This is a genomic window from Bradyrhizobium ottawaense (assembly GCF_002278135.3).
Lineage (GTDB): Bacteria > Pseudomonadota > Alphaproteobacteria > Rhizobiales > Xanthobacteraceae > Bradyrhizobium > Bradyrhizobium ottawaense.
Genome location: NZ_CP029425.2, coordinates 3,745,556 through 3,768,596 on the forward strand (window position 1 = coordinate 3,745,556; position 23,041 = coordinate 3,768,596).

24 protein-coding genes and 1 pseudogene are annotated in these 23,041 nt (G+C 64.9%); 10 read left to right on the forward strand and 15 right to left on the reverse strand.

What is annotated here, in order from left to right:
* Window positions 1–41: 41 nt before the first annotated feature.
* On the reverse strand, window positions 42–1,403 hold the full coding sequence (locus CIT37_RS17890; RefSeq protein WP_095426297.1) for a TadE/TadG family type IV pilus assembly protein: 1,362 nt from the start codon (window positions 1,401–1,403) through the stop codon (window positions 42–44).
* Between the two features lie 483 nt (window positions 1,404–1,886).
* On the opposite strand from CIT37_RS17890, the gene clpS reads away from it, so the two are divergent.
* Both clpS and clpA read left to right on the forward strand, forming a co-directional pair.
* The gene (gene clpS / locus CIT37_RS17895) at window positions 1,887–2,219 is read left to right on the forward strand and encodes an ATP-dependent Clp protease adapter ClpS (protein ID WP_026202494.1); all 333 of its coding nucleotides are present in this window, start codon (window positions 1,887–1,889) and stop codon (window positions 2,217–2,219) included.
* Between the two features lie 282 nt (window positions 2,220–2,501).
* Window positions 2,502–4,910 (forward strand): ATP-dependent Clp protease ATP-binding subunit ClpA, encoded by a 2,409-nt coding sequence (gene clpA / locus CIT37_RS17900; protein WP_028143973.1) that lies wholly within the window; start codon window positions 2,502–2,504, stop codon window positions 4,908–4,910.
* 75 nt (window positions 4,911–4,985) lie between these two features.
* Here the strand turns inward: clpA and CIT37_RS17905 are convergent, their stop codons facing one another.
* From CIT37_RS17905 to CIT37_RS17930, 6 genes are all read right to left on the reverse strand, one after another.
* Window positions 4,986–5,444, reverse strand: coding sequence for a peptidase associated/transthyretin-like domain-containing protein (locus tag CIT37_RS17905; RefSeq protein ID WP_028143972.1), 459 nt, complete (start codon window positions 5,442–5,444; stop codon window positions 4,986–4,988).
* Window positions 5,445–5,572: 128 nt separating this feature from the next.
* On the reverse strand, window positions 5,573–6,994 hold the full coding sequence (locus CIT37_RS17910; RefSeq protein ID WP_049806683.1) for an MFS transporter: 1,422 nt from the start codon (window positions 6,992–6,994) through the stop codon (window positions 5,573–5,575).
* A gap of 132 nt (window positions 6,995–7,126) precedes the next feature.
* Entirely contained in the window at window positions 7,127–7,288 is a 162-nt protein-coding gene (locus CIT37_RS17915) for a hypothetical protein (RefSeq protein ID WP_167456567.1), read from the reverse strand.
* 64 nt (window positions 7,289–7,352) lie between these two features.
* The gene (locus tag CIT37_RS17920) at window positions 7,353–8,378 is read right to left on the reverse strand and encodes an aldo/keto reductase (RefSeq protein WP_038950336.1); all 1,026 of its coding nucleotides are present in this window, start codon (window positions 8,376–8,378) and stop codon (window positions 7,353–7,355) included.
* A 112-nt stretch (window positions 8,379–8,490) separates the two neighbouring features.
* A complete protein-coding gene (locus CIT37_RS17925; RefSeq protein WP_244429199.1) occupies window positions 8,491–8,691 on the reverse strand; it encodes a hypothetical protein in 201 nt (66 codons plus the stop codon).
* A gap of 128 nt (window positions 8,692–8,819) precedes the next feature.
* Complete coding sequence (locus tag CIT37_RS17930; RefSeq protein WP_028143969.1) at window positions 8,820–9,776, reverse strand: AraC-like ligand-binding domain-containing protein; 957 nt, start codon at window positions 9,774–9,776, stop codon at window positions 8,820–8,822.
* Window positions 9,777–9,972: 196 nt separating this feature from the next.
* On the opposite strand from CIT37_RS17930, the gene CIT37_RS17935 reads away from it, so the two are divergent.
* Together CIT37_RS17935 and CIT37_RS17940 are read left to right on the forward strand one after the other, a co-directional pair.
* Window positions 9,973–10,989, forward strand: a complete 1,017-nt coding sequence (locus CIT37_RS17935) for a carbon-nitrogen hydrolase family protein (RefSeq protein WP_028143968.1) — start codon at window positions 9,973–9,975, stop codon at window positions 10,987–10,989.
* Between the two features lie 28 nt (window positions 10,990–11,017).
* Window positions 11,018–12,058 (forward strand): phenylacetaldoxime dehydratase family protein, encoded by a 1,041-nt coding sequence (locus CIT37_RS17940; protein ID WP_038950334.1) that lies wholly within the window; start codon window positions 11,018–11,020, stop codon window positions 12,056–12,058.
* Here the strand turns inward: CIT37_RS17940 and CIT37_RS17945 are convergent.
* Entirely contained in the window at window positions 12,055–12,693 is a 639-nt protein-coding gene (locus CIT37_RS17945) for an HAD family hydrolase (RefSeq protein WP_038950332.1), read from the reverse strand. The genes CIT37_RS17940 and CIT37_RS17945 overlap by 4 nt on opposite strands.
* 76 nt (window positions 12,694–12,769) lie before the next feature.
* Between CIT37_RS17945 and CIT37_RS17950 the strand changes: the two genes are divergently transcribed.
* The 4 genes and pseudogenes from CIT37_RS17950 to tsaA all read left to right on the forward strand — a co-directional run bounded on the left by CIT37_RS17950 (window position 12,770) and on the right by tsaA (window position 15,549).
* Window positions 12,770–13,735 carry a lytic transglycosylase domain-containing protein gene (locus CIT37_RS17950; protein WP_038950331.1) on the forward strand — a complete coding sequence of 322 codons (966 nt, stop codon included), beginning with the start codon at window positions 12,770–12,772 and terminating at the stop codon, window positions 13,733–13,735.
* Between the two features lie 212 nt (window positions 13,736–13,947).
* Window positions 13,948–14,673: pseudogene (locus CIT37_RS17955) on the forward strand (AzlC family ABC transporter permease); the annotation flags it as partial.
* Complete coding sequence (locus CIT37_RS17960) at window positions 14,654–15,025, forward strand: branched-chain amino acid transport AzlD family protein (RefSeq protein WP_161966426.1); 372 nt, start codon at window positions 14,654–14,656, stop codon at window positions 15,023–15,025. The pseudogene CIT37_RS17955 and the gene CIT37_RS17960, both read left to right, overlap by 20 nt.
* Window positions 15,026–15,057: 32 nt before the next feature.
* A complete protein-coding gene (tsaA, locus tag CIT37_RS17965; protein ID WP_028143963.1) occupies window positions 15,058–15,549 on the forward strand; it encodes a tRNA (N6-threonylcarbamoyladenosine(37)-N6)-methyltransferase TrmO in 492 nt (163 codons plus the stop codon).
* Between the two features lie 132 nt (window positions 15,550–15,681).
* Here tsaA and CIT37_RS17970 read toward each other — a convergent pair whose 3' ends face one another.
* The 4 genes from CIT37_RS17970 to CIT37_RS17985 form a co-directional block, all read right to left on the reverse strand.
* A complete protein-coding gene (locus CIT37_RS17970) occupies window positions 15,682–16,107 on the reverse strand; it encodes an HIT family protein (RefSeq protein WP_028143962.1) in 426 nt (141 codons plus the stop codon).
* Between the two features lie 64 nt (window positions 16,108–16,171).
* Window positions 16,172–17,428: a GNAT family N-acetyltransferase gene (locus CIT37_RS17975; protein ID WP_095426298.1), complete on the reverse strand. Its 1,257-nt coding sequence runs from the start codon at window positions 17,426–17,428 to the stop codon at window positions 16,172–16,174.
* Window positions 17,429–17,567: 139 nt separating this feature from the next.
* Window positions 17,568–18,314, reverse strand: a complete 747-nt coding sequence (locus CIT37_RS17980) for a glycerophosphodiester phosphodiesterase (RefSeq protein ID WP_028143960.1) — start codon at window positions 18,312–18,314, stop codon at window positions 17,568–17,570.
* A 6-nt stretch (window positions 18,315–18,320) separates the two neighbouring features.
* Window positions 18,321–18,788 carry a RidA family protein gene (locus CIT37_RS17985; protein WP_014494672.1) on the reverse strand — a complete coding sequence of 156 codons (468 nt, stop codon included), beginning with the start codon at window positions 18,786–18,788 and terminating at the stop codon, window positions 18,321–18,323.
* Between the two features lie 245 nt (window positions 18,789–19,033).
* Here CIT37_RS17985 and CIT37_RS17990 point away from each other — a divergent pair, with 245 nt between their 5' ends.
* Both CIT37_RS17990 and CIT37_RS17995 read left to right on the forward strand, forming a co-directional pair.
* On the forward strand, window positions 19,034–19,879 hold the full coding sequence (locus tag CIT37_RS17990; RefSeq protein ID WP_028143959.1) for a cell envelope integrity EipB family protein: 846 nt from the start codon (window positions 19,034–19,036) through the stop codon (window positions 19,877–19,879).
* Window positions 19,880–20,053: 174 nt separating this feature from the next.
* Window positions 20,054–20,455: a RidA family protein gene (locus CIT37_RS17995; RefSeq protein ID WP_028143958.1), complete on the forward strand. Its 402-nt coding sequence runs from the start codon at window positions 20,054–20,056 to the stop codon at window positions 20,453–20,455.
* Between the two features lie 51 nt (window positions 20,456–20,506).
* Here the strand turns inward: CIT37_RS17995 and CIT37_RS18000 are convergent, their stop codons facing one another.
* From CIT37_RS18000 to CIT37_RS18010, 3 genes are all read right to left on the reverse strand, one after another.
* Entirely contained in the window at window positions 20,507–20,914 is a 408-nt protein-coding gene (locus tag CIT37_RS18000) for an ACT domain-containing protein (protein WP_038972439.1), read from the reverse strand.
* A 364-nt stretch (window positions 20,915–21,278) separates the two neighbouring features.
* The gene (locus CIT37_RS18005) at window positions 21,279–22,571 is read right to left on the reverse strand and encodes a DNA polymerase IV (RefSeq protein WP_095426299.1); all 1,293 of its coding nucleotides are present in this window, start codon (window positions 22,569–22,571) and stop codon (window positions 21,279–21,281) included.
* Entirely contained in the window at window positions 22,568–22,879 is a 312-nt protein-coding gene (locus tag CIT37_RS18010; protein ID WP_018321125.1) for a DUF3572 domain-containing protein, read from the reverse strand. Before CIT37_RS18010 ends, CIT37_RS18005 begins: the two co-directional genes overlap by 4 nt.
* Window positions 22,880–23,041 lie beyond the last annotated feature (162 nt).

A 23,041-nucleotide genomic window follows, 5' to 3' on the forward strand; every position in this document is an offset into this window, starting at 1 on the left:
GCTGAACCAGCCGGGCTTTTTGTTGGCACGCGGTCGATCCGTCAGCGCGCCACGCGCAGCTTCGACAGCGAGGTGCCGATGTCCTTGAACACCGAAACGGTCTGGCTGGCCGACGTGACGAGATAGAACTTGTCGGAGCTGCTGGCGCAATATTGCAGCACGCTCGAGGTCGGATCGCTGCCGGTGTTCACCTGCACGGTGTAGATCGTGATGTTGTTGGGCTGGGCCTTGGCATTGTCGCACAGCTTCTTCTCCCGCGCGTCGATCTGCGAGGAGTCGCTGTACCAGCGGTTCTGCGTGTTCATGCCGTCGGAGAGCAGGACGATTGCGTCCTTGTAGGTGTAGTTGGTGTCCTTGGCCGGCGCGTTCATGGGATCGCCGGTCGAGAGCGTCATCCAGCCCCAGGCGAGGCCGATGCCCTGGTTGGTGTTGCCGGTCGGGACCAGATTGCCGATCAGCGTCTTGAGCGCCGACCAGTCGTAGCTCAGCGGCATGATCGGTTGGATGTAGGCCGAATTGCTGGAATTGCAGTACGAATACTGCTCCGCCGGGAACAGCGTCGACGAGTTGCTGCTCACCGGAGCAGTATTCTTGGTGTCGTAGTCCTGATCGCGGTCGGTGACGCATCCCGTCCATTTGTTGTGGTTTTTCGGCGTCCACGTCTTGCCCGCGCTGACGCAGCTCGACTGTTGCTTGTACCAATTGTCGCTGCAGCTGCCATTCACCGCTTCCCAGTCGCTCCAGTCGATCCAGGACTTGTCATAGTTGCTGCTGCCGACGTTGACGTCCTTGGAAAACGGAACGACCGAGATGTAGACGTCGCCGTTGGTCTTGGCGAGCGTGCTGAGCTGGTCGACCAGGTTCTTCGCGGCCGTCTGCATGGCCGGCATCTTACCGTCGTCGGCCATCGATCCCGTGACGTCGAGCACCAGGGCCACGCGCATGCGCGTCAGGCCCCAGGCGCTGGTGGAGGTGGTGTCGATGCCGAGTGTCGGGAAGCCGGCGATCTTCATGAAGCTGGTCGTGTAGGCGCCGGTTCCGGTGAGCTGGATCGTCGAGCCGATGCTGGTGCTCGCGGTATAAGTGGCCCCAACGGTGACCGATGGCAGGGTCGTGGTGTTGGTGAACAGGGCATTGAAATAGGTTTGCGCCTTGCTGCTGATCTGGGACGTCGTGATCGTGCCGGACGACAGGTCCCTGGAGAGCATCAGCGCGGTGGAGTCGAGGGCCGACTGCATGGAGGCGCGGGCCTGGGCGGCGCGGCTATAATCGATCGCGGCACCGACGAAGCTCAGCACCGGGACCAGCGCGATGGCGAAGATCACGGCGATATTGCCTTGCTCGGCCGTTGCAAAGCGGGCGCATAGTCGACCAAGGCGGCTGACGAGCGGCGGGCGAGACATGACAATCCCCGAAATCTGTGTTTTGCCCGATTTCGCGCCATGCCATTGAACGGCAGGTAAATTGGACCGTAGAAAACCGGAGCGACCCGCGTGAAACCGCCGCAGCCGGGTTAATAGCCGGGGTTCCTGGTCAACATGTTCTAAACGCGCGGGGGCGAAATTTTTGTCAAATCGGTCCGGATTGTTTAACCTCGCTCCTGATCGCCCGGAACGGGAATCGGGACTGCCGTGGCCGCATCGGCCGGACCTCTGCACGCTTGCGGCGGGCCGGGGGCAGGCCCATATTGCTGGCGAACGATCCGGTTTGGACCGGATTGTCGGGAGCGGCGATCCAACAAGGCGGCGCGCCTGCGCCAGGCTCCGAAGGGCGGGGTCGCGCGGCGACCGCCATTCGCTTCCATGGGGAATTTGAACGCCTGAGCCATGCCGCAATTGACTTCCAGACTCGACCTGTCCGCGCCAGCCGCTGCCTACGCTCCTCGCATGAGCAATGACGAGAACCGTTCGGGCAACCCCTCGGGTCCGAACACTTCGGTCATTACCAAGGTCAAGCCGAAGACCAAACGGCCGAACCTCTACCGCGTGCTGATCCTGAACGACGACTACACGCCGATGGAGTTCGTCGTCCACGTGCTGGAGAAGTTCTTCAACAAGGACATCGAGGCCGCGACCAAGATCATGCTGCACGTCCATCATCATGGTATCGGGGAGTGCGGCGTGTTCACTTACGAGATCGCCGAGACCAAGGTGACACAGGTGATGGATTTCGCCCGCAAGCACCAGCATCCGCTGCAATGCGTGATGGAAAAGAAGTAGTCGCCGGTCCCGTTCCTTAGAGTGGTTCTGCTCGTGTGGTGTGTGATGGCAGCGCATCCTGCTGCATGATCCGGTGAACTTCGGCGCCGGCGTCAACCCTGCCCAAATGGGTAGTCCGCCCAAATCGGAACGGGTTTTGCATCGAAAATACCGCGGGTGTGTCGCTGCCAGAGTCGCGGAACCGGTCTTTCGCCGCGGTCTTGTATAACTATATGTGACAAAGGTTGTTGTTGCCTGACCGGGCGATGACGATCATGATGGTGGGGGCCATAGAGGACGCGAATGCCGACTTTTTCCCAAAGCCTTGAACAATCCCTGCATCGTGCGCTGGCGATCGCAAACGAGCGTCATCACCAATACGCGACGCTCGAGCATCTGTTGCTCTCCCTGATCGACGACTCCGATGCAGCCGCCGTCATGCGCGCCTGTAGTGTCGATCTCGACAAGCTCCGCACGAGCCTGGTTAATTATCTAGAGACCGAGTTCGAGAATCTGGTCACCGACGGCGCGGACGACGCCAAGCCGACAGCCGGCTTCCAGCGGGTGATCCAGCGTGCCGTGATCCACGTGCAATCCTCCGGTCGTGAAGAGGTGACCGGCGCCAACGTGCTGATCGCGATCTTCGCCGAGCGCGAGAGCCATGCCGCGTATTTCCTGCAGGAGCAGGACATGACGCGCTATGACGCGGTCAACTACATCAGCCACGGCATCGCCAAGCGGCCTGGCGTCTCCGAGGCGCGGCCGGTGCGCGGCGTCGACGAGGAGACCGAGACCAAGGGCGCCGAGGACGCCAAGAAGAAGGGCGAGGCGCTCGAGACCTATTGCGTCAACCTCAACAAGAAGGCGCGCGACGGCAAGATCGATCCGGTGATCGGACGCAATTCCGAAATCAACCGTGCGATCCAGGTGCTGTGCCGCCGGCAGAAGAACAACCCGTTGTTCGTCGGCGAAGCCGGCGTCGGCAAGACCGCGATCGCGGAGGGCCTCGCCAAGCGCATCGTCGACAGCGAGGTGCCGGAAGTTCTGGCGGCTGCCACGGTGTTCTCGCTCGACATGGGCACACTGCTCGCGGGCACGCGCTATCGCGGCGACTTCGAAGAGCGCCTGAAGCAAGTGCTGAAGGAACTCGAGGCGCATCCCAACGCCATCCTGTTCATCGACGAGATCCACACCGTGATCGGTGCGGGCGCGACGTCGGGCGGGGCGATGGATGCCTCGAACCTGCTCAAGCCCGCGCTGGCCTCGGGCACCATCCGCTGCATGGGCTCGACCACCTACAAGGAATACCGCCAGCACTTCGAGAAGGACCGCGCGCTGGTGCGGCGCTTCCAGAAGATCGACATCAACGAGCCGACGGTCGAGGACGCCATTGCGATCCTCAAGGGACTGAAGCCGTACTTCGAGGACTACCACCGGCTGAAGTACACCAACGAGGCGATCGAGGCCGCGGTGCAGCTCTCCTCGCGCTACATCCACGACCGCAAGCTGCCGGACAAGGCGATCGACGTGATCGACGAGTCCGGTGCGGCGCAGATGCTGGTCGCCGAGAACAAGCGCAAGAAGACCATCGGCATCAAGGAGATCGAGACCACGATCGCCTCGATGGCGCGGATTCCACCGAAGAGCGTGTCGAAGGACGATGCCGAGGTGCTCAAGCATCTTGAGCAGACGCTGAAGCGCACCGTGTTCGGTCAGGACAAGGCGATCGAGTCGCTTGCGGCATCGATCAAGCTGGCGCGCGCCGGCTTGCGTGAGCCGGAGAAGCCGATCGGTTGCTACCTGTTCTCGGGTCCGACCGGCGTCGGCAAGACCGAGGTTGCAAAGCAGCTCGCGGCAAGCCTCGGCGTCGAGCTGTTGCGCTTCGACATGTCCGAATACATGGAGCGGCACACCGTATCTCGCCTGATCGGTGCGCCTCCCGGCTATGTCGGCTTCGACCAGGGCGGCCTGCTCACCGACGGCGTCGACCAGCATCCGCATTGCGTGGTGCTGCTCGACGAAATCGAGAAGGCGCATCCTGATCTCTACAACGTGCTGCTGCAGATCATGGATCACGGCCGGCTCACCGACCACAACGGCAAGCAGGTCAATTTCCGCAACGTGATCCTGATCATGACCACGAACGCGGGGGCTTCCGATCTCGCCAAGCAGGCGTTCGGCTTCACGCGCTCCAAGCGGGAAGGCGACGACCACGAGGCGATCAACCGGCAATTCGCGCCGGAATTCCGCAACCGTCTCGATGCCATCGTCTCGTTCGGCCATCTCAGCGTCGAGGTGATCGGCACCGTGGTCGAGAAGTTCGTGCTTCAGCTCGAAGCCCAACTCGGCGACCGCGACGTCACCATCGAGCTGTCCGAGCCCGCCAAGGCCTGGCTGGTCCAGCATGGTTACGACGAGCAGATGGGCGCACGTCCCATGGCCCGCGTGATCCAGGAGCACATCAAGAAGCCGCTCGCCGACGAGGTGCTGTTCGGCAAGCTGAAGGGCGGCGGCCACGTCCGCGTCGTCCTGGTCAAGGACGAGGCTGACGAGACCAAGGAGAAGATCGGGTTCGAATTCGTCGAGGGCCCGGTCACGCCGAAGCAGGAGAAGCTGCCGGGGGCCCGCAAGCGGCCGCCGGGCAAGTCCAAGCCGGGCGGTCCCGGCGGCTCGAAGGGGCCGACCTCCAAGGGCCCGCTGGTCAAGGCTTGATCCAGCGCTCATCATGAACAGAAAGAGGCCGGCTGCGAAGCCGGCCTTTTTTGTTTCCGAGGCTGTGTGTGACCCTTACGTCCCGGCTTCGGGCGCGGCCGCTGGCGGACGCGGCTTGCGCGGCGCGGCCGGCCGCGCGCTGCGGGCGGGGGCGGTCGGCTGCATCGTCACGATGACCGGATTGGGCTTGTGATCGGTGGCCGCCCCGGTCGCGGCATCAACGCCCATGCCGATGACGCCGCCGGCGAGGAGATTGCCGGCGAAGCCGGCGGCGCCCGTGCCCGACACTTCCTTGGTGAGTTGCACCGTCTGGGGTTGATAGCCTTCCTTTTCGAAGGTGATCGTGATGTCGGCGCTACGCTTGGCGACGATGGCGCAAGGTGTTGTGCAGGTTGTCGGCACCTCAAGCCCGCTGACCACAGCCTCCACGCCTGACGGTGTCGATGAGATGCTGATGTTTTCGGTCGTGCCGCGCGTCACAGACGCGCAACCGCCCAGCATGACGCTGAGCGCCACAATTCCCAATGAACGCATGAAGTGCCCCTTATTCCCCGCGCCAATCAAGCGCAACCGGAGCGCGAGGGCAATAGGTCATTGGTCCTGATAGTTAAGCCACGCAGGGGTTGTGCACGGGAATAGCAGGCACCGGAAGGTGGGCTCTGTCAGTCGCCCCGCAGGCGCTGATCGTCCTGCACGCGGACGTGTTCGGCGCCGCGCGCGCCAGCCGGAGACAGCCGCAACATGCTCAGCACCGCGCCGCAGAGTGCAAACCCGACGCCTGCGAGCAGTGCCAGCCTGGTCCCCTCAACCGGATACCGTCCGAGCAACAACGCCACCAGCGCAGCGCCAGTGGTCTGGCCGAGCAGACGCGCCGTGCCAAGCATGCCGCTGGCGCCGCCGGCGCGCTCGCGCGGGGCGGCTGCGATCATGGTGCGGTTGTTGGGGGTCTGGAACAGACCGAATCCGGCACCTGCCAGCGCCATGCGCCAGATCACGTCGAACGGTGTGGGGTCCGCGGGCAGGAAGGCGAGCGCGGCGAGGCCGCAGGCGAACAGCGTGAGCCCGATGCCGCCGAGCAGGCCGGCCGGATAACGCTCGACCAGGCGGCCGGCCAGCGGCGCTGCGAACGCCACCGCGATCGGCCATGGCGTGATCAGGAGGCCCATATGCACCGCCGAATAGCCGAAGCGGCTCTGGAGGTAGAAGGGGATCGCGACGAAGGCCAGCATCTGCCCGCAGAACGAGGCGATCGAGGTCGCGATCGACAGCGCGAACACGGGGATGCGCAACAGGTCGACCGGCAGCAGCGGCGAGGTCATGTGGGTTTCGCGCCAGATCAGCAGCGCGCCTGCGACCAGAGCGATGGCGAACTGGATCAGGCAGGTGATGGCGGCCTCGCCATGACCGACGCTGTCGACGGCTGCGATCCCGACGCCGAAGGTGATCGCTGAAAGCCCCGCGCTCTGCCAGTCGAACGAATGGCTGGCGGGCTTTGTGTGCGGCAGGCTGCGCAGGCCCAGCACCAGCGTCACCGCGCCGAGCGGCACGTTGATGGCGAACAGCCACGGCCAGCTTCCGACCGCCAGGATGCCTGCGGCGAGCGTCGGGCCGATGGCGGCCGAGAAGGCGACGACGAGCGCGTTGAGCCCGATGCCGCGGCCGAGCTGGCTGCGCGGGTAAGTGAAGCGCACCAGCGCCGCGTTGACGCTCATGATGCCGGCCGCGCCAAAGCCCTGGATGATGCGCGCGATCGTGAGCAGCGGCAGCGTATGCGCCAGCGCGCAGAAGGCGGATGCCAGCGTGAACAGCACCAGCCCGACCAGATAGACGCGGCGATAGCCGACGATCTCGCCGAGCGAAGCCAGCGGCAGCAGCGAGATCGTGATCGCAAGCTGGTAGCCGTTGACGATCCAGATCGAGAAGGCCGGACTGGCGTCGAGGTCGGCCGCGATCGTCGGCAGCGCGACATTGGCGATGGCGCTGTCGACCACCGCCATGATGATGCCCAGCGCAATGGTCAGCACCGCCTGGTTGCGCTGTGGCTGCGGTAGGCCGTCGGCGTGCTCGATGGGGGCGGACGACATGATGGAGGCGCGCTTGATTCGAGCCGTGTTCCGTCTCCCGATTAGGAAATTGCAGGATGGATCGCAACCCGGCAGGACACGGACGGTTCCTGTGCCGCAGGCGGTCGGCATCGACCGGAACGGCCGCGCACCCTACCAGCGTGCTGTCGATTTCCCGAACACGTAGAGCGCAATGAGGCCGAGCGTCACCACCGTCGAGACGACCAGGACGGCGCGGTCCCGGTCGATCCGCGTCCGCTCGGTGCGGGTGAGATTGAGGACCGTGAACAGAGCCTTCATGGCAAATCGGCGCATCGCGGCCTCGCGGCCGCATTGTGCCACGGCCGGCGCGAGCGGGCTTGATGCAGCTCAACGAGGCCTAGACCGCCGGCGGGTTCCGGTCGGTGAAGGTCGTGCGCTGGTGCCAGTAGGGATAGGGTAGCGTCACCTTGCTCGCCGCGTCGAGTTTTGCGACCTGGTCCTTGGTCAAGGACCAGCCGACCGCGCCGAGATTTTCGCGCAGCTGCGTCTCGTTGCGCGCGCCGATGATCAGCGTCGATACGGTCGGGCGCTGCAGCAGCCAGTTCAGCGCGATCTGCGACACGCTCTTGCCGGTTTCCTTCGCGACCTCGTCGATGGCATCGACGACACGATAGACATGCTCGTCCGGCACCGGCGGGCCGAACTCGGCGGTCTTGGGCAGGCGGCTCACCTCGGGCTTCGGCTGACCTCGGCGAAGCTTGCCCGTGAGGCGTCCCCATCCGAGCGGCGACCAGACCACGGCACCTAACCCCTGGTCGAGGCCGAGCGGCATCAACTCCCATTCGTAATCGCGCCCGATCAGCGAATAATAGGTCTGGTTGGCGACGTAGCGCGGAAAACCGTGCTTGTCGGCAACAGAGAGCGACTTCATCAGGTGCCAGCCGGAAAAATTCGAAACGCCGACATAGCGGATCTTGCCGGCGCGGACGAGCGTATCGAGGGTCGCGAGCACCTCCTCGGGCGGGGTGAAGGCGTCGAAGCCGTGGAGCTGGAACAAGTCGATGTAGTCGGTGCCGAGCCGGCTCAGCGAACCGTCGATGGCTGCGAGCAGATGCTGCCGTGACGAGCCGATGTCGTTCGGGCCGTCGCCGAAGCGAAACGTGGCCTTGGTCGAGACCAGCACCTTGTCGCGGCGGCCCTTGATGGCCTCGCCGAGAACGCGTTCGGACTCGCCGAGCGAATAGACGTCCGCGGTGTCGAACATCGACACGCCGGCCTCGAGGCAGACGTCCAGCAGGCGCCGCGCCTCGGTCGCGTCCGTCGTGCCCCACGCGGCAAGGCGGCCGACGCCGCCGAAGGTGCCGGTGCCAAGGCTCAAGGCGGGCACCATGAGGCCTGACCGGCCCAAGCGTCGGTATTCCATCGAAATGCTCCTCGGCTGCCGCTGATTGATCGTTGCGGCCTCGGCATCGAGGTTAGCGCAAGCGGGTGCCTTGTCCTATCACGCGCTCACATACCGGCCTTGCTCGGACGCCCTAATCGTGCCGAAGCATATCGTCGAACGCGGCGTCAACGATGCGCGGGCCGACAAGCTTCGCCGAAAGTTTCGGCTCGTCCCTTGCCTGGGATGGGGGAGCGCAGCCGAGCTCTCGATTGCGCGTCTGCTGCGGCAGCAGAGTCAAACCCCATCCCACCACGACCAGCACGGCGAGACGGATCGCGATGACGCTCAGCAACAGCTCGCTTCCGCTTATCGTCGTCTGAGTCCTCATGCGTGGCAGCCTGATCCACGCCGCAACGCAAGACAATCTGGAATTGGCGAGCGTTGCCTTCGTCCAGGACGAAGGCTTGCGAAGATGGCTGCTCAGTGCCGCAGCTGGCTCTGCCTGAAATCGCGCGGCGACATGCCAAAATGCTCGCGGAAGACGCGGCCGAAATGCGAGAGGTCGTTGAAACCCCAGGCAAAGGCGATCTCGCTGATGTGGCGATGGACGAGCATGGGCGAGGCGAGGTCGCGACGGCACCGCGCAAGGCGTTCGGCGAGGACGTAACGTTGGAACGAGGTCTCCTCGTCGGCGAGAAGGTCGTTCACGTAGCGCGGCGAAATGCCGAGCGCAGCCGCGGTCTCCGGCAATGAAAGGTCGGGGTCGGCGAGATGGGCGCGGACATGCGCCTTGAGCCGGTAGATCAGCGCAGAGCGGTGGGTCGAGGATGGCAGCGACGTCTTGCCGAGCCGCTCGCTCAGCGCCATCGCGAGCAGATCGACGGCCTGTTCGGACAGAACAGCGGCGTTGCCAGGGGCGAGCCGGTCGGCACTCTGGCAAAGCCGGAAGATGAAATCATAGGCGAGCCGCTCGAGCGGTGCCTCAGTGCCAAACGACATCGCGGTCAGCGTCTCCGTGCCGCCGAGCCGGCGCTGCAACATCTCGCGCGGCACCTTGAAGATGGTCTGCGTGAAGGCGTCGTTGAACTTCAGCTCATAGGGGCGCGTGGTGTCGTAGAGCGCGAACTCGCCGGGATGAACTACAGTCTCGCGGCCGTCCTGCACCACGCCGCCGTCGCCGCGATGGCCGAGCGCGACCAGGACGAAATCCTGATCCGAGCGCGCGATGCGGGAGGGCGTACGGAATACGTGCTGGCGATCGGAGCAGACCTCGGAGCATACGGCCTTGCCGAGCGGGATTTGCGTGACCGAGCCGCGAAAGGCGCTGCCGAGATCGGATTTGCAGTCGAGCCCGACGAAGACGTCGCAGACGATGTCCTGCCAGAGGGCGAGCCGCCGGTAGCCCGGGCTGCCGTCCGTCGTGAACTGGATTGGCATCGGCAGGCCTCCCTTTCACATCCAGCGAAATCGCATGTTGGCGCAGATCCAGCCCGATCCGAGGCAAATCCCGTACCGGGCCGAAATCCCGGCCGGTCGAGTTTTTGTTCCGCCGCGGTCGAGCGGCTGGTTGCCCGCTTTGGCCCAATAGACTGCATCGGAGATGGCTTCCGATCAACCGGCAATGGAGGCGGCAATGGGCATCGAACATCCGAAATACAAGGTGGCGGTGGTGCAGGCGGCGCCGGCTTGGCTCGATCTCGACGCCTCCATCGACAAGTCGATCGCGCTGATCAGGGAGGCCGCGGAGAAGGGCGCCAGGCTGATCGCCTTTCCCGAGGCCTTCATCCCCGGTTACCCCTGGCATATCTGGATGGACTCGCCGGCCTGGGCGATCGGCCGCGGCTTCGTGCAGCGCTATTTCGACAACTCGCTGTCCTATGACAGCCCGCAGGCCGAGCGCTTGCGCGATGCCGTACGCAAGGCCAGGCTCACCGCCGTGATCGGCCTGTCCGAACGCGACGGCGGCAGCCTCTATCTGGCGCAATGGCTGATCGGGCCCGATGGCGAGACCATCGCCAAACGCCGCAAGCTGCGGCCGACCCATGCCGAGCGTACCGTCTACGGCGAGGGCGACGGCAGCGATCTCGCCGTGCATGCGAGGGCCGACATCGGCCGTCTCGGCGCGCTGTGCTGCTGGGAGCATCTCCAGCCGCTGTCCAAATACGCGATGTACGCCCAGAACGAGCAGGTGCATGTCGCGGCCTGGCCGAGCTTCTCGCTTTATGATCCCTTCGCGCCGGCGCTCGGCGCCGAGGTCAACAACGCCGCTTCGCGCGTCTATGCGGTGGAGGGCTCTTGCTTCGTGCTCGCGCCTTGCGCGACGGTCTCGCAAGCGATGATCGACGAACTTTGCGACCGGCCGGACAAGCACGCGCTGCTGCATGCCGGCGGTGGCTTTGCCGCGATCTACGGTCCCGACGGCAGCCAGATCGGCGAGAAGCTGGCGCCGGATCAGGAGGGGTTATTGATCGCCGAGATCGACCTCGGCGCCATCGGTGTTGCCAAGAACGCGGCAGATCCGGCCGGGCATTATTCACGGCCCGACGTGACGCGGTTGCTCCTGAACAAGAAGCGGTACCAACGCGTCGAGCAATTTGCCTTGCCGGTGGATACCGTCGAGCCCACGGACATCGCCGCGGCGGCGAGCTGATCACCGAGATCGAGGGGAGGGTACGATCGTGGAATCTGCAATTCCTCGGCATCTCGAAAACCCGCGCACGCGCCACAAGCGCGTGCCTGATGATTACCAGCCGCCATATCCGTCCTTTGTGGCGCGCTACAGGCCCGGCGTGAGCCGTGTCGTGATGGCCTATTTCGGCGTGCAGCATCGCGGCACGGCGCCGGTGGCCGCGACGGAGGCGCTCGCCGACATCGCGCGCTATTTCGCTGCGGCAGGCGGGCCTTCGCATTGGGATCGCGCGCACTATGTCGATCAAGCCGGATACGAGACCGTCGTCTCGGTGGGCTATTGGGACGACATCGCACGCTTCGACGCCTGGTTCGAAGCGGCGCGCGAGGCCTGGACCGGACGGCAGCGCGAAGGCATCGGCACCTTCGTCGAAGTGCTGCGTCCCATTGTAGCGCGGCACGAGACACTGTTCTCCTCGCCCGACCGGACTGAGGGCGTCGCCTCGATCGCCGGCGGCATGAGCGGCGAGGTGCAGGAGCACGCTTACTGGGGCGGCATGCGCGACCGTATTCCGCTGTCGCAAACCGACGCGATGGCGCCCGGTGGCGCGCCGGAGCTGATCCGGGACGGTGCGCGGCTGCGCGTGACGGCGCACGACAATCTCTGCCTGATCAGGTCCGGGCAGGATTGGAGCGATACCGAGGCATCCGAGCGAAAGCTCTATCTCGATGATGTCGAGCCGGTGCTGCGCGAGGGCATGGATTTCCTGCGCGACGAGGGGCTTGCGATCGGCTGCTATGCCAACCGCTACATGGAGGTGCTCCAGGCCGACGGCAGCGTGAGCGAAAAGTCCTACGGCCAGAGCTGGTGGAAGAGCCTGGCGGCGCTCGAACGCTGGGCGGAGTCGCATCCAACCCATGTCAGGATTTTTGGTGCCGCGATGAAGTATCTGTCCACGCTCGGCCCGTCAGCCAAGCTGCGACTTTATCACGAGGTCACGGTGGCAGCTGCGGACGAGCAGTTCTTCGAATATCTGAACTGCCACGCCAAGACCGGCATGTTGACGGCGGTGGAGACCGTCAGCGCCTAGCCCACGCAATGACCGAGCAGCTCGGGATGTGCGGCGCAGATGTGATGCGCGCCGGCGTCCCTGAGCTCGGTCTCGCTGCCATAGCCATAGAGCACGCCGATCGCGGTCATGCCGTTGGTGCGGGCGCCGATCACATCGTGGCTGCGGTCGCCGATCATGATGGCGCTGCTCGCGTCGACCTTGGTCTCGTCGAGCGCGTAGCGCAGCAGATCGCGCTTGTCGACGCGGGTGCCGTCGAGCTCGGACCCGAACACGCGCTCGAAATACGGCTTCAGGCCGAAATGATTGACGATGCGGGTAGCGTAGACCGCGGGCTTGCTGGTCGCCACGAACATGCGCGGCGTCGTCGCGGCCACCGCGGCGAGCGTGTCGTGGATGCCCTGATAGAGCGCATTCTCGAACAGGCCGACCTCGGAAAACCGCTCGCGGTAGAGTAGCAGCGCCCGGTCAGCAAGTTCGTCGGTTCCGACGAGCCTCTTCAGGCTGGCATGCAGCGGCGGCCCAATGCACCAGGTCAGCTCGTCCTGGCTCGGGACCGGCTGGTCGAGTTTTTTCAGGGCATACTGGATCGAACCGGTGATCCCGGGCTTTGGATCGGTGAGTGTGCCGTCGAGATCAAAATAGATTGTCCGCATTTTGGCCGAGCTCAGCGTTGATTATTCCGGCCGTTGCTAGTTGCCTTGGGGCCCGAGTTCAAGGGCTTGGAGCGAAATGCAGCTTGGTGGGGTCCAGAGGCTGATCTGGCAGCTGCTCGTGGCAGCGTTCGTCTGCACGTCGGCGCTGGCCGAGGACGCACCGGTTCCTCCCACGCAGCTCGGCCCCGAAGCCCCCGCAAAACCGTCGCCATCGCCCGAGTCGGCGCGCGAGAGCGACACGCGGGAGTCGATCTGCCTGATCATCGAGGCCGCCGCGCGCGATGCCAATCTCCCGCTGGAATTCTTCGCCCGGGTGATCTGGCAGGAAAGCCGCTTCCAGGCCGATGCGGTAGGTCCCACGACACGCAGCGGCGAGCACGCACAGGGGATCGCGCAGTTCATGCCGGGCACCGCGAGCGAGCGCGGGCTGCTCAATCCGTTCAATCCGGTGCAGGCATTGCCGAAGTCGGCAGAATTCTTGAACGAGCTACGCAACCAGTTCGGCAATCTCGGCCTCGCGGCCGCTGCCTACAACGCAGGTCCGCGGCGCGTGCAGGAATGGCTCGCCGGCACCGGCGGCATGCCGGAGCAGACCCGCAACTATGTCTTGGCCATCACCGGCACCAGCGTCGATGCCTGGGCCAAGGCAGGCGCGACCGGCAAGGGCCCGCCGAGCGCGCCGCCGACGAGCTGTCGCGACCTGATGGCGCTGCTCAAGCGCGCGCCGAATGCTTTCGTCGCCGAGCTCGAGCAGCATGTGGAGCTTGCGGCCGCAAAGGCCTGGGGCGTGCAGCTCGCCGCCGGCTTCGACCGTAACAGGGCGCTGGCGATGTACTCCCGCGCGGTCACGCGGCTCGGTGCCGCGATCGGCGAGCGTGATCCGAGCCTGCTGAGTTCGGTGATGCGCAGCCGCGGCACCCGTGCGTTCTACCAGGTGCGCATCGGCGCCGACACGCGCGGCGAGGCGGATGATCTGTGCAACCGCATCCGCAAGGCCGGCGGGGCGTGCTTCGTACTGAAGAACAAGGGTGTCGCGGGGTAGGCTGTCATTCCGGGGCGCGACGAAGTCGCGAACCCGGAATCCATCGCGAGGCTGTCTCTGCGGCCCGATGGATTCCGGGCTCGCGCTTGGCGCGCCCCGGAATGACGGCGCTGGGTGCGTCACGCATGCCAGCCCCGCCGCGCGCTTCCTTGACGCGAGGCGCCGCATTGCCCGTTATGCGGGCACGATTCCGCAACCCGGCCAAGACTCCCGTGGCGCTTCCTCCGCTCGATTCACCACAATGGAATAGCCGGTGGCTTGCCTTCGGCTGGGGCCTGCGCTCGATCACGCAGACGATCCTCACCATCGTGCTGTTCGTGACCTATCTCGGCATCGGCGCGCTGGCCCATGACACCCATTTCAGTCTGGCCTGGGCGCTCGCCTCGACGCTGTTCGTCTGGGCGGGGCCGGCGCAGATCATCCTGATCACCACGCTCGGCTCCGGCGCCACCGTCATCCAGTCGGCGATTGCAGTCACCGTCAGCGCCATCAGGCTGTTCCCGATGGTGGTCTCGGTGCTGCCCTTGATGCGCACGCCGACGACCAAACGGCGCGAGCTGGTCTTTGCCGCGCATCTCACCGCGGTGACGCTGTGGGTCGAGTGTCACCGTTTCCTGCCGCAGGTGCCGCGTGAACGGCGCATCGCCTTCGTTCACGGGCTCGGCTGTGGCCTCGTCTCGGTGTGCCTCGTCGCCAACACCTTCGGCTATTTCCTCGCCGCCAACCTGACGCAGACGCTTGGAGCGGCGATCCTGCTGCTGACGCCGCTGTCGTTCCTGTTCTCGACTGCGCGCAACAGCCGCGAGGTCGCCGATGTCGTCGCGCTCGTGCTGGGCATCTTGCTTTATCCGCTGGCCGCGAAGATGAACTCCGGTGTCGATATCCTGGTCAGCGGGGTGGTGGCCGGCACGATCGCCTATGGCGTGCATTGGTCGCGGGGTGAGTTTTGCGCAAGCGATCGGCGACTGGCATGCGCTGGCGGTGCTGTTCGTCGCCGGGGTCGTTCCCAACCAGATCTGGCGCATGCTGGGCCTGTGGTTTGGCGGCGGCATCGACGAAGGCTCCGAACTGCTGGTTTGGGTGAGGGCGGTCGCCACCGCCATCCTCGCCGGCGTCATCGCCCAGATCGTGGTCGAGCCGCCGGGTGCGCTGGCGAGCGTGCCTGATACCTTGCGTTATGGCGCGGTGGCCGCCGGCCTCGTCGTGTTCCTGCTGACCCGCCGCTCGATCTTTGCGGGCGTCGTGACCGGCGAAGTCTTCATGCTGGCCGGCAAGTGGTGGTTGGGCTAAAACCGCCGGCGAACAGCCAAGGAACAGGAAATATGGTTCGCGAACAGGAGCTCCGCGAGGGCGAGGTCGCCATCGAGCTGCCACCGACACAGGACGCCGGTCTCGTTTTCATCGGCCGCATCCGCACGCCCTGGACCTCGCGGCTGGAGACCCCGCGGCAGGGACGTCAGGACGGCCCGATCTGCCGCCTCGAGATCTTCGAGCCGTTCGTGCCGGCCATCAAGGGCGTCGATTTCTACAGCAATCTCGAAGTGCTCTATTGGCTCGACCAGTCGCGCCGCGACATCATCCTGCAGAGCCCCAAGAACAACGAGAAAACCCGCGGCACCTTTTCGCTGCGCTCGCCGGTGCGGCCAAATCCGATCGGCACGTCGATCGTGAAGCTGGTCGGCATCGAGGGCAATGCGATCCTGGTGCGCGGGCTCGATTGCCTCGACAACACGCCGCTGATCGACATCAAGCCAGATCGGTGCGAGTTCACGCCATTGGCGGCGCCCCAGCCAGGGGATTTCGAGACGGAGTGATCTGTCATTCCGGGGCGCGCCGAAGGCGCGAGCCCGGAATCCATCAGGCGTCAGAGTCGGTGGTGAAATGGATTCTCAGGTGCGCAATTGCGCACCATAGCTCGCGCCAAGGGGGCGCGCCCCGGAATGACATCAACCCTTTAACGCCGCGATCAGCTTCGCCGCGTGCTCTTCCAGCACCTTGGCATCTTCCTTGCGGCTGGCGGGCGGCAGCATCGCCACGCCGTCGTGCCGCGGCATCACGTGCATGTGCAGGTGAAACACGACTTGTCCACCGGCGGGCTCGTTGAACTGCTGGATGGTGATGCCGTCGGCCTTGAATGCCTGCATCGCGGCTGCGGCGATCCTGTGCGCGCCGCGGGCGACATGGGCGTAGTCGTCCGGCTTGATGTCGAGGATGTTGCGGGCAGGGGCCTTCGGGATCACCAGCGTGTGGCCAGGGACGCGCGGCATGATGTCGAGGAACGCGAAGACGTGCTCGTCCTCATAGACCTTGGAGCAGGGCAGCTCGCCGCGTAGGATCTTCGCGAAGATGTTGTTGGTGTCGTAGGCGGTCATGGCGGCTCCCCGAGAAACTTGCGCTTGGAATTTTGCGCTTACTGTCACCAGCGACGGCGAGGCGTCAAGGCGCCTCGTCGGCGCCTTTGCGGAACGGGCCGAGCTCGGCGAGCTCGCGTCCGGCTTCGGCGACATAAGCGCGCTCGCGCTTGAGGTAATCATCAATCGCGCGGCGCAGGCCGGGATCGGCGATGAAATGCGCGGAATGGGTTGTGCGCGGCAGGTAGCCGCGCGCGATCTTGTGCTCGCCTTGCGCGCCGGCCTCGACATGGGTGAGGCCGCGTTTGATGGCAAAGTCGATCGCCTGGTAATAGCAGACCTCGAAATGCAGGAACGGATGATGCTCGACCGCGCCCCAGTTGCGGCCGAACAGCGTGTCCGAGCCGATGAAGTTGATCGCGCCCGCGATCCAGCGATTGTTGCGGCGGACCATCACCAGCAGCACGTCCTCTGCCATGGTCTCGCCGATCAGCGAGAAGAACTCCCGCGTCAGATAGGGACGGCCCCATTTGCGCGAGCCGGTCTCCATGTAGAATGCGAAGAAGGCGTCCCAGGCATCCTCGGTGATGTCTTTTCCCGTCAGCCAGTGGATGGTGATCCCGGCGGGGAGCGCATCGCGCCGCTCGCGCTTGATCGATTTGCGGTGACGCGAGTTCAGGGTGCTGAGGAAGTCGTCGAAGCTCGCAAAGCCCTCATTGTGCCAGTGGAACTGCTGGTCGGTACGCTGCAGGAAGCCGTGCTCGGCGAGCAGCTTCCATTCTTCTTCGCGCGCAAAGGTGACGTGGACGGAGGAGGCCTTGCTGACGCCGCAGAGCGCTACCAGCCCGCTCGCCAGCGCGTCCATGATGCGCTCGCGATCGACGCCGTCACGGACCAGCAGGCGCGGGCCTGTGGCCGGCGTGAAGGGAACCGAGACCTGGAGCTTCGGATAGTAGCGCCCGCCGGCGCGCTCATAGGCATCCGCCCAACCGCGATCAAAGACGTATTCGCCTTGCGAATGCGATTTCAGATAGCAGGGCACGACACCGGCGACGCGGCCGTCGACCTTGGCCACGAGATGCCGCGGTCCCCAGCCCGTGCGGATTGTCGCCGAACCCGATTTCTCAACGGCCGAGAGAAAGGCGTGTGAGACGAACGGGTTATAGGCAGGTTTTGAGAGGCCGAGGGAATCGCCTGGAAGTCCAGATGAGGTTCCCGCGCCAAGCCCGTTGCAGGCCTTTTCGTTAAGAACCTTGCCGGGATTGGCACAGGCGTCCCAGTCCTCCCGGGATACCTCGCCAATCGAAGGTAGGGCCTCGAGCGTGATTTCGGATGATGCCATCGTTGCCCAAGATCGTGCATTGCAGCAGTGACTTCAAGAGGGCGCGGGAGCACGGCTCTCGTGCCCCGGGCGCAGCGCAGCACGCAGTGGTGCGCTGCTGAGCCGAAGCGTTGCAGCTTGTCCGAGACACGAGCGTGCCCTACGGCACGAACCCCTCAAAGATCATCTGGTCGGCATATTGCCCGACCCGCGTCCGCTGCTCCGGGGTGCGGACCGTCCAGCCGAGCAGGGCGCAGCCGAACAGATTGCGGGCGATCCAGGGGGCGGGGGCCGGGAGGTCGTCGACCCTGAAGGCGACGAAATGGGGCTGGGTCTGGAAGCCGTGGCGCAGGTACAACATGCTATCGCGCTGCGGCTGCGTGAGCTTGGCCCAATAGTCGTCCTCATAGGTCCGCTGCGCGACGATGCCGCGCGGGCGGGAGGGCAGCAGCTCGCGCAGTGCCAGCACCTGGTCGGGATCGAACGACATGCCGACGGCGGGGCCGTCATAGGACGCCAGCACCTCGGCCATCCGCTTCACCAGCTTGCGGTCGCCGCCAAAATGGCTCTTCACCTCGATCACCAGGGGCACGCGGCCGGCGACCATGGCGCAGAGGTCGGACAGCGACATCATCCGCTCGTCGGTGTCCTTGAATTTGACGGCCTTCAGCTCCGCGGCGGTCTTCGACACGACCTCGCCGGTGGCCTCGGTGAGGCGGCCCAGCGCATGGTCGTGATGCACCATGGCCTCGCCGTCGGCCGAGAGCTGGATGTCGACCTCGATCGAAAAATTGCCTGCGATCGCAGCCTGCACCGCGCCCGGCATGTTCTCAACGATGCCACGGGAAATGTCATGCAGGCCGCGATGGGCGACCGGCCGGGCTGTCAGCCAATCAGGAGCGCGCATTGTCCGTCAGGCGACCTCGAACACGCCTTCGACCTCGACCGCCGCGTCTGCCGGCAACGAGGCGACGCCGACGGTGGTGCGGGCATGGCGGCCCTTGTCACCGAAGGCGGCGACCATCAGGTCGGAGGCGCCGTTCAGCACCTTCGGCCCGTCCAGGAAGTCCGGGGCCGAGTTGATGAAGCCGCCAAGGCGCACCACGCGCACGACCTTGTCGAGGTCGCCGAGCGCCGCCTTGACCTGGGCCAGCAAATTGACCGCGCAGCCGCGGGCCGCCGCCGCGCCGTCCTCGATCGAGACGCCGGCGCCCAGCTTGCCCTTGGCGATCAGCTTGCCGGCGGGGTCGAAGCAGACCTGGCCGGAGACGAACAGCAAATTACCGGTGCGCACGAACGGGACGTAATTGGCCACGGGCGTGGGGGCCTCATGCAGCTTGATGCCCTGTTCCGCCAGCTTTTGCTCGACCGTGCCCGCCATGTTCGACCTCGTTGTCCAGAAATTCCATTCGCCCCGGCATCCGTGGGAGGCCGGCCGCGCCCTGTTTCGCCCATCGTGCCGCCACATGCAAGCAACCCGCAGCAGGCTGCCTTTTGCCGAGGCGAGGCCGCAGGTTCAACGGTGGGGCCGCAACTTTACGTGAAACGGCCTCAGTTGCGACGCAATGGAACGGTCATTAAAATGTCGAATCTGCGCATCCCAAGACGCGTCCCCAAGGAACAGACATGGTGCACCTTTTCCGGACTTCGCTCGGTGTAATGGCGCTCGCGGCGGCCGGTTTAGGCCTCGCCGACGGCGCGCAGGCCGCCAACGGTCCGTTCCTTGCGCACCAGGCGCTTTACGATCTCAGCCTGGTGAAATCGCGCTCCAATTCGGTCAATAGCGCGCGCGGGCGCATCCTCTACAACTTCACCGGAAGCTCGTGCGAGGGCTACACCTCCGAATTCCGCCAGGTGTCCGAGCTCGACAGCGGGGAGGGCAAGGTCACGCTGAGCGACCTCCGCTCCAACTCCTGGGAAGACGCCGCGGGCAAAAGCTATCGCTTCAAGATCGAGACTCGCATGAACGAGGCCGATGCCGGCCGCGTCGATGGCTCGGCCGAGCGCGACGGGGACCACATCAACGTCAAGCTGAAGCTGCCGGCGCCGAAGAATTTCACCCTCGACGGCAAGATCGTATTCCCGACCGAGCAGATCCAGCGCATCATCGCCGCCGCCAAGGACGGCAAGCCGCTGCTCGAGCTCTCCGTCTATGACGGCTCCGACGACGGCCAGAAGGTCTACAACACGCTGACCGTGATCGGCCAGCCGATCCCCGCCGACCGCGCCGCCGCGCCGGATCCGTCGACCTCCGACGAGCACATGAAATCGCTCAAGCGCTGGCCCGTCACGGTCAGCTATTTCGACCGCGAGGCCCAGCAGAAAGAGGGCGAGCAGACGCCGGTCTACGCGATGGCGTTCGAGCTCTACGAAAACGGCGTCTCGCGCCAGCTCGTGCTCGATTACAACGACTTTGTCATTTCCGGCGCGATGGGCAAGTTCGACGTCAAGGACAGCAAGCCCTGTAATTGAGGGGGTCATGCTCTCTCCTCCGTCATTGCGAGTGTAGCGAAGCAATCCAGAATCCCTCTGCGGCTGGCAGTCTGGATTGCTTCGTCGCAAGAGCTCCTCGCAATGACGGGGCTGGCTCTCCCGTCCCTCACCAGCTACGCTCCCTCCCAACCAAAAACCCCAGGGAGGCAACCCATGCCCAAGCTCGATCATCTCCGTCCCAGCGGCCTGCATCACAATCCCGCCTATTCCCACGTCGTCACCGCGACCGGCGCGCGCACCATCTACATTTCGGGACAGGTCTCGACCGACGAGGAGGGGCGGATCGTCGGCGAGGGCGATATCGCCGCGCAGACCACGCAGGTGATGCAGAATCTCGGACACGCGCTGAAGGCAGCCGGCGCGAGCTATTCCAACATCGTGAAGATCACGACCTTCGTCGTGAACTACAAGCCGGAGCTGCGCCCCATCATCGGCAAGGCCCGCTCGGCCTTCTTCGAAGGCATGGAGCCGCCGGCCTCGACCCTGGTCGGCGTCTCCGCGCTCGCCGCGCCGGAATGGCTGATCGAGATCGAGGCGATCGCCGTCGCGGATTGATTTTCGTAGCCCGGATGGAGTGCAGCGCAATCCGGGAAGCCTGCCGCCGGGCTACAAGTGCCTCTCGCTCGAAATCCCGTGAAGAACAGCCATCGCTTCGTCGGCCCTGTCGTCGGGTACAAGCAGATGGTCGTGGTGGAAGGCCGACACCGCGTTCACGCTGATGCCGGCTTCAGCGAGACGGGCCGTGATCGCGGCCAAGAAGCCCACCGCGTCGAGTGCCGAGTGAACCGTCAGGGTGATCAGGCGCGAGGGGAACGCGTAGCGCAGCCCCGCCGCTTCGGCCTCTTCGCGAGAGATCACGAGCGTCGTGCCTTCCTGTTCGCGGAACGTCAGCTGCGGTTTGAGTGCTTCGGGAATGGCCTCGCTGGTCGGGATCGTGCAAAATACGAAGGTGCCGTCCAGCATCTTCGGCCTCATGTGTCTCAGCAGCGCGCCGAGATTGTGCTCGCCCGTCATGGTGCCAGCTCCTGCAGAATCGTTTGAGCCCTTGCGCAGCTATCGGCGCCGGCGGCTGTTGAAGCCATGACGGGCATACGTTCGTATATCTCCCCGAATCCTTCTCATGCCCCGATCTTACGCTCGTACAATTGAGTAACGGCGGCGGATTCTTACAATTTGAGTCCACTCGGGTCACTACGAGGAAGCTCAATGAATGTCGTCATTCGAAAGCTCAACGGTTTGTGGCACCTCATTGTCGGGTCTTGTCAGATCCGAACTCCGTTCCTGGAAACGCAGGATCGGCAGCTGGTCGTTCAATATGCCCGGCGCGTCTATCCGGGTGCGCGGATATTCGAACGCGATTGAGTTGAGCAGGTCTCGATCACTCGGGCTGTCCTGTTTCAGGGCCCTCATACGCGATCCCGCGGATCACCGCCGCGCTGCCGAATTTCTTGCGCAGGCTGTCCACGGCGCGCTCGGCGTGGGCGGCGCGGCGGTCGAGCATGTCGGTGTCGTCGGCGGGCGAGCCCTCGCGCAGTGCGCTGACGCCGGCGCCCATCAGGCGGAAGGCGGTGCCGTCGATCTCCTTGGCCAGCATCTCGCGGCAGATCGAGAAGATCTTTGCGGCGAGCTGGGTCGGGGCCGCGATCGATTGCGAGCGCGTGCGCTGGCGGAAATCGGCGGTCTTCAGCTTCAGCGTGACGGTCGAGCCGGCGAGTTCGCTGCTCTTGAGCCGTGACGATGTCTTCTCGCACAGCCGCCACAGGATCTTCTCCAGCGTCGCGAAATCGCGGATGTCGGTCTCGAAGGTGGTTTCGCTTGAAATCGTCTTGGCGCCCCGATCAGGCTCGACGCGGCGGTCGTCGATGCCGCGCGCGAGCCGCCATAGCCTGCGGCCGTCGCTCGGAAACTGCCGCATCATCTCGATCTCGTCGGCCTTTTGCAGATCGGCGATGATGCGGAAACCGCGCTGCACCAGCCGCTCCTGAGTGGCCGGTCCGACGCCGAAGATGAAGCCGACGGGCTTGTCGGCAAGCATCGATCGCGCTTCCTCCTGGTCGAGCGCGGCGAAGCCCCGGGGCTTGTCGAGGTCGGAGGCGATCTTGGCCAAAAACTTGTTGCAGGACAGGCCGACCGAGACGGAGATGCCGATGTCCCGCTCGACGTTGCGGGCAAAGCGCGCCAGCACTTTTGCCGGGATCATGCCGTGCACCCGTTCGGTGCCGGAGAGATCGAGGAACGCCTCGTCGATCGAGAGCGGCTCGACCAGCGGCGTCAGCGCCTGCATGGCCTGGCGCACCTCGCGGCCGACGCGGACATATTTGGCCATATCCGGCGGGATCACGGTCGCGTGCGGGCAGGCCTCCAACGCCTTGAACATCGGCATGGCGGAGCGCACGCCGTAGGTGCGAGCGATGTAGCAGGCGGCCGACACCACGCCGCGTTTTCCTCCGCCAATGATGACCGGCTTGTCGGCAATGTCAGGATTGTCGCGCTTCTCGACCGTCGCATAGAAGGCGTCGCAGTCGATGTGGGCGATGGTCAGGCCTGCGAGCGCGCGGTGACGGACGAGGCGAGGGGAACCGCAGGCGGAACAGCGCCTCACGCCCATGTCCAGATCGGCCAGACAGTCCCGGCAGAAGCAGCGGGGCCCGGCCGTATCAGGGGCGGTCACGGCACGTCGCGCTCCCAGGAGGGGTCGCCGAGCGCGTCGCCGAGGACCTGCCGCGCCGCTGCGACGTTGGTCGGATGCAGTTCCGCGGTCGAGGCAAAGGCCTTCACGGTGGCGTCATCGCGCAGCACGAAATCGAGCACGCTGAGCAGAAAATTGGGGTCCGCGGCGGCATTGCGCAGGGTCTCCGGACCGACCCCCGTCTCGGCCAGAAACAGGCCCAGCCGCTCGGGATCGCTCGCAACGAAAGAGAGCGCCTGAATCGCAACGATTTCAGCGACTTCGCGGGGGTTGTGAACAGGCTTTTTCAAGGGGACGGTTTGCCTTTCCGTTAACTTTCGGTCTCTAATTTGGAATCATCATGCCCGAGTCTCGGCCCTGAGTCTTCCGACCCCAGGCAAGTAACTGGAAACCACATCGCAGAAAGTCGACCCTCGGGTTTAACGAAACTCAAGCGAATCTGAGGCTAGTTT